A 4,277-nucleotide genomic window follows, 5' to 3' on the forward strand; every position below is an offset into this window, starting at 1 on the left:
GGGGGGGGGGGGGGGGGGGGGGGGGGGTTTGGGGGGGGGGGGGGGGGGGCGTCCCCCCCCCCCCCCCCCGCCCGCGGCCACGGCGGCTCAGTTGCCGGTGACCCAGTTCCAGGCGGTCACCACCCACTCGGTCTGCTGCAGGTAGGCGACCCCCACCCCGGCCAGGAAGAGCGCGGTCAGCAGGTGCGCGCCGCGCGCGCCGCGGCGGACCCGGCCGAGCTGCCGCTCCCAGACGAGGCGGCCGACCAGACGGGCGAGCGCGAAGAGGCCGACCGCGGTGAGCAGGCTGAGCACGAAGGTGAGCAGCGGGGCGGTCAGGTTGCCCCGGCCGGAGATCGCCCAGATGCCCCAGCAGACAAAAGCGAAGAGCGCGCCGGCGGCGCTCCATTCCCCGCCGCGGCGCAGCTGCGCCAGGTGCCAGCTCATCGGCCGGCGCGGGGCGGAGCCGCCCGACCAGTCGGCCGGGTCGACGGTGGCGAACTGCTCGGTCCGTGGGGTACGGCGCTGTCCCACCTGGGCCACCCCACGCTGGAACGCGTCGCGCTGCGACGGCACCACCCCGACACCGGGCTGGGGCGGCACCTCCACGGTCTGCTCGGCCCACGGCTGTGTCTGGTCCGCCATCTCGTGTCCTCCCCCTCGGCCGACGCCGGCCACCGTTCCGAGGGTAGCGAGCCGGCAAATCGGTCGCCGACCCCGGATGTGATGAGCTAGACACGATCGATGACGGATGTGACGGTGCCCCGGGCCGAGGATTTCGACGAGATCGCCGCGCTGTACTCCCTGACCTTCCACGACGATCTCGACCCGGCCGGCGTCGAGGTCGAGCGCGCCGTCTACGAACCCGAACGCGCCCTGCTGGTGCGCGACAACGGTGCGGCGGTGGCGCACGCCACGGCGTACAGCCGCGCGCTGGCGGTGCCCGGGGCGAGCGTGCCGGCCGCGCACGTGACGGGGGTGGCGGTCGCCCCGACCCACCGGCGGCGGGGCCTGCTCACCGCCCTGATGCGCCGGCAGCTCCGCGAGGTCCGGGACGACGGCCGCGAGCCGGTCGCGGTGCTGTGGGCCAGCGAGGGCCGGATCTACCCCCGGTTCGGGTACGGGCTGGCCGCCCGACGCTGCACGATCCAGTGCGACACCGCCGAACTGCGCCTGCCGGAGCCCACCCCCGCCGAGGGACGCCTCCGGCTGGGCCGGCCGACCGCGCACCGGGCCCAACTCGCCCGGCTGTACGAGCGGGTGCGCGCCGACCGCCCCGGCTGGTCCAGCCGGGACGAGCGGTGGTGGACCTACCGGCTGTCGGACGTGCCGGCGCGGCGGGGCGGGGCGACCGAGCGGCGGCTCCTGTGGCACGAGGGCGCCGGCGGTCCCGACGGGTACGCGCTGTTCCGCAGCAAGGAGGAGTGGACACCGACCGGGCCACGGGGCGAGGTCCTGGTGGACGAGGTGGTGGCCGCCACCCCGGAGGCGTACCTGGCGCTGTGGCGGCTGCTGTTCTCGCTCGACCTCACCCGGCGGCTGACGTACCGCTGGGTGGCGCTGGACGAGCCGCTGCTGTGGCTGGTCAACGAGCCGCGCATGCTGGGGGCACAGCTCGCCGACGCGCTCTGGGTCCGCGTGGTCGACGTGCCCGCCGCGCTGGCCGCCCGCCGGTACGCGACCGACGTCGACGTGGTCGTCGAGGTGACCGACGAGCTGCTGCCGGAGAACGCCGGCCGGTGGCGGCTGGTCGGCGACCCGGCCGGCGCCGAGTGCGTCGCCACCGACGCGCCGGCCCGGCTCGCCTGCGACGTACGCGCCCTTGGCGAGCTCTACCTGGGTGGCGCCGGCCTGGGCGCGCTCGCCGCCGCCGGCCGGGTCCGGGAACTCGTGCCGGGAACGGTGGCGGCGACCGCCGCCGCGTTCACCTGGCACCGCGCCCCCGCCCCCATGGAGGTCTTCTGACCTCGGCCGGATCCGGGCAGGTCGGCGTTCGGTGGGACGGCAACAGCCCAGGATCTCGGGCGGGGCGGGGTGGGGCGGTACGGTCGGGTGATGGGTGAGGCGGAGCGACGGCGACGGCGGCTGCGGCACCACGGCGACGGTGGGACACCGGACGGCGAAGGTGCCGCCGGGCGGGCAGGCAGGCACGAGCTCTCCGGCACCTTCGCGGACGGACCGAGCGCGGCCACGCCCGCCGGGCACGACGACCGCCCCAGGTCACCGCGTGCCCCCAGACGCGCCGAACTGGAGTCGTCGGAGGTCCGGCCCCGCCGTACCGGCCCCGCCGCCGACGAGGGCGAACGCGGGCTGCGCGGGCTGGTCGGGTCGGGGTCGTCCCAGGTGAGCGTCACCGCCGCGCTGCGGGCGCGGGACGCGGCCCGGCCGAACGACGCGGACCTGGCCGAGGCCGAGGCCCGCGTCGTGATCGTGCGCCGCAACTGGATCCCCCGGGACGAACTGCCCCGCACCGGCCGCTAGGGGCCGGCGTCAGGCGGGCAGGTCGGGGAGCTGGCGGGTCTGCTCGTACCCGGCCACCTGGGCGATCCGGCGGGAGTGCCGGGGGTTGCCCGAGAACGGCGTGGTCAGGAACGCCTCCACCAGGGCGGTCGCCTCGTCCAGGGTGTGCTGGCGGGCGCCCACGGCGATGATGTTGGCGTCGTTGTGCTCCCGCGCCAGCTGGGCGGTGTCGACGTTCCAGGCGAGCGCGGCCCGGACGCCGGCGATCTTGTTGGCGGCGATCTGCTCGCCGTTGCCGGAGCCGCCGATGACCACTCCGAGGCTGCCCGGGTCGCCGACCACCCGGTCACCGGTGTGCAGGCAGAACGCCGGGTAGTCGTCGTCCGGGTCGTAGGCGTGCGGGCCGACGTCGACCACCTCGTACCCCTGCTTGGCCAGGTGGTTGGCCAGGTGCACCTTCAGCTCGAAACCGGCGTGGTCGGATCCCAGGTAGACGCGCATACCGCGCAGTCTGACAGGCCCGCCTCCGTGCCGCCGCGCGGGCGGCGGCACGGAGGCGGATTCGTCACAGGATCGCCTGCGGCAGCTCGGCCACGACCAGGCCGGCCCGCGCCTTCGGGGTGAACCAGGTGCTCTTGCGGGGCATCTTCTCCCGGGCCAGGTTGACCGCGACGAAGTCGTCCACGGTCACCGGGGCGATCAGCACCGCCAGCTCGGCCCGGCCGGCGTCGACCTCGGCGGTGAGCCAGCTCGCCGGGTAGTCGCCACCCACGTACGTGATCCGCTTGTCCCCCGGGTCGAGGCCGAGCGCGTCCCGCAGCAGCAGACGCTCGACCAGCGCGTGGTCGAGGTTCTCCAGCCGACCGCCACCGACGTGCGGCAGGGTGACCGCGTACCCCTGGCCGGCGAGGTAGAGGTGGACGGCGCCGCCGGCCGCCGGCACCTGGACCGGGCCGTCGACCGGGGTGATCTCCGCGCCGGCGGCGCGGAGCCGGTCGAGCAGCTCGGCCGGGGTGGTGGTCAGCTCGCTGACCAGCCGGTTGTAGGGCTGGATGGCGACCGAGGCCGGGGTGGTGATCACCGACAGGAAGCGCGGGAAGCCGCCGGTCTGCGCGGCCAGGCTGCGGTGGTTGCCGTCCGCGACCACCAGCTCGCCGCCGCCGGCCAGGGCGGTCAGCTCGTCCTGCGCCGCGCCGGGGCCCAGCAGCCAGATGGCGTGCGTCCGCCCGGACTGGTCGACGTCGGTGGCGGCGGGCGCGCCGGCCGCCTCGGTCACCGCCGCGAGCGCGGCGTGCAGCTCGTCGCCGCGCCCGGTCTGCAGCAGGAGCACGGGCGAGAGCAGGTGACCCAGCGCCTCGGCGAGCGCGACCCGCTCCCGCACCTTGGCGATGAAGACGTCCTCGTTGCGGATCACCAGACCGGGCTCGTCGGCCCGGGTGGAGATCTGGTCGGTGTCGACCATGGCGAAGAGGCCGTACGCGTTCTCCTCGCCCGGCGCGCTGATCCGGTAGAGCACCACGACCTGTTCGGCCGGGGTGTAGCTGCCGTCCGCCTTGGCCTCGGCGAGGCGGGCCACCGCGTCGGGGAGCGCGTCGAGGAAGGACCTGCCGAGGCTCTCCGGCGCCCGGTGGGGCATCTCGATGCCCAGGGCACTGTGCGGGTTCGCCTCGACGATGGCGGTGATCTCCGCGTCGTCGGCGAACTCGTCGTAGTTCTGCGCGCCGGTGCCGCCAGTGGTGATCCAGGCCCGGGCGATCGGATGCACGACCGTCATGCCCGCTGACGCTACCCGCGCCGCCCGCCGCGCCGGAGCCGGACCCGCGCCGAGTCCACCAGAT

Annotated in this window: 5 protein-coding genes; 2 read left to right on the forward strand and 3 right to left on the reverse strand. The window is 75.7% G+C overall.

The window, feature by feature from the left end:
• Positions 1-87: 87 nt before the first annotated feature.
• On the reverse strand, positions 88-624 hold the full coding sequence (locus tag ACL02O_RS33685) for a hypothetical protein (protein ID WP_412822228.1): 537 nt from the start codon (positions 622-624) through the stop codon (positions 88-90).
• A 99-nt stretch (positions 625-723) separates the two neighbouring features.
• Here ACL02O_RS33685 and ACL02O_RS33690 point away from each other — a divergent pair, with 99 nt between their 5' ends.
• Complete coding sequence (locus ACL02O_RS33690; RefSeq protein ID WP_412822229.1) at positions 724-1,944, forward strand: GNAT family N-acetyltransferase; 1,221 nt, start codon at positions 724-726, stop codon at positions 1,942-1,944.
• A gap of 90 nt (positions 1,945-2,034) precedes the next feature.
• Positions 2,035-2,460 carry a hypothetical protein gene (locus tag ACL02O_RS33695; RefSeq protein ID WP_412822230.1) on the forward strand — a complete coding sequence of 142 codons (426 nt, stop codon included), beginning with the start codon at positions 2,035-2,037 and terminating at the stop codon, positions 2,458-2,460.
• A gap of 9 nt (positions 2,461-2,469) precedes the next feature.
• Here ACL02O_RS33695 and ACL02O_RS33700 read toward each other — a convergent pair whose 3' ends face one another.
• On the reverse strand, positions 2,470-2,940 hold the full coding sequence (locus tag ACL02O_RS33700; RefSeq protein ID WP_412822231.1) for a ribose-5-phosphate isomerase: 471 nt from the start codon (positions 2,938-2,940) through the stop codon (positions 2,470-2,472).
• A gap of 64 nt (positions 2,941-3,004) precedes the next feature.
• Positions 3,005-4,213 carry a DUF1015 family protein gene (locus tag ACL02O_RS33705; RefSeq protein ID WP_412822232.1) on the reverse strand — a complete coding sequence of 403 codons (1,209 nt, stop codon included), beginning with the start codon at positions 4,211-4,213 and terminating at the stop codon, positions 3,005-3,007.
• Positions 4,214-4,277 lie beyond the last annotated feature (64 nt).

The sequence above is a fragment of the Micromonospora mangrovicola genome, from assembly GCF_047200535.1.
Lineage (GTDB): Bacteria > Actinomycetota > Actinomycetes > Mycobacteriales > Micromonosporaceae > Micromonospora.

Bases quoted from the DNA above. Each gene is read 5' to 3' on its own strand.
- ACL02O_RS33695 (WP_412822230.1), top strand. From the start codon at position 2,035: ATGGGTGAGGCGGAGCGACGGCGACGGCGGCTGCGGCACCACGGCGAC.
- ACL02O_RS33685 (WP_412822228.1), bottom strand. From the start codon at position 624: ATGGCGGACCAGACACAGCCGTGGGCCGAGCAGACCGTGGAGGTGCCG.
- ACL02O_RS33705 (WP_412822232.1), bottom strand. From the start codon at position 4,213: ATGACGGTCGTGCATCCGATCGCCCGGGCCTGGATCACCACTGGCGGC.
- ACL02O_RS33690 (WP_412822229.1), top strand. From the start codon at position 724: ATGACGGATGTGACGGTGCCCCGGGCCGAGGATTTCGACGAGATCGCC.
- ACL02O_RS33700 (WP_412822231.1), bottom strand. From the start codon at position 2,940: ATGCGCGTCTACCTGGGATCCGACCACGCCGGTTTCGAGCTGAAGGTG.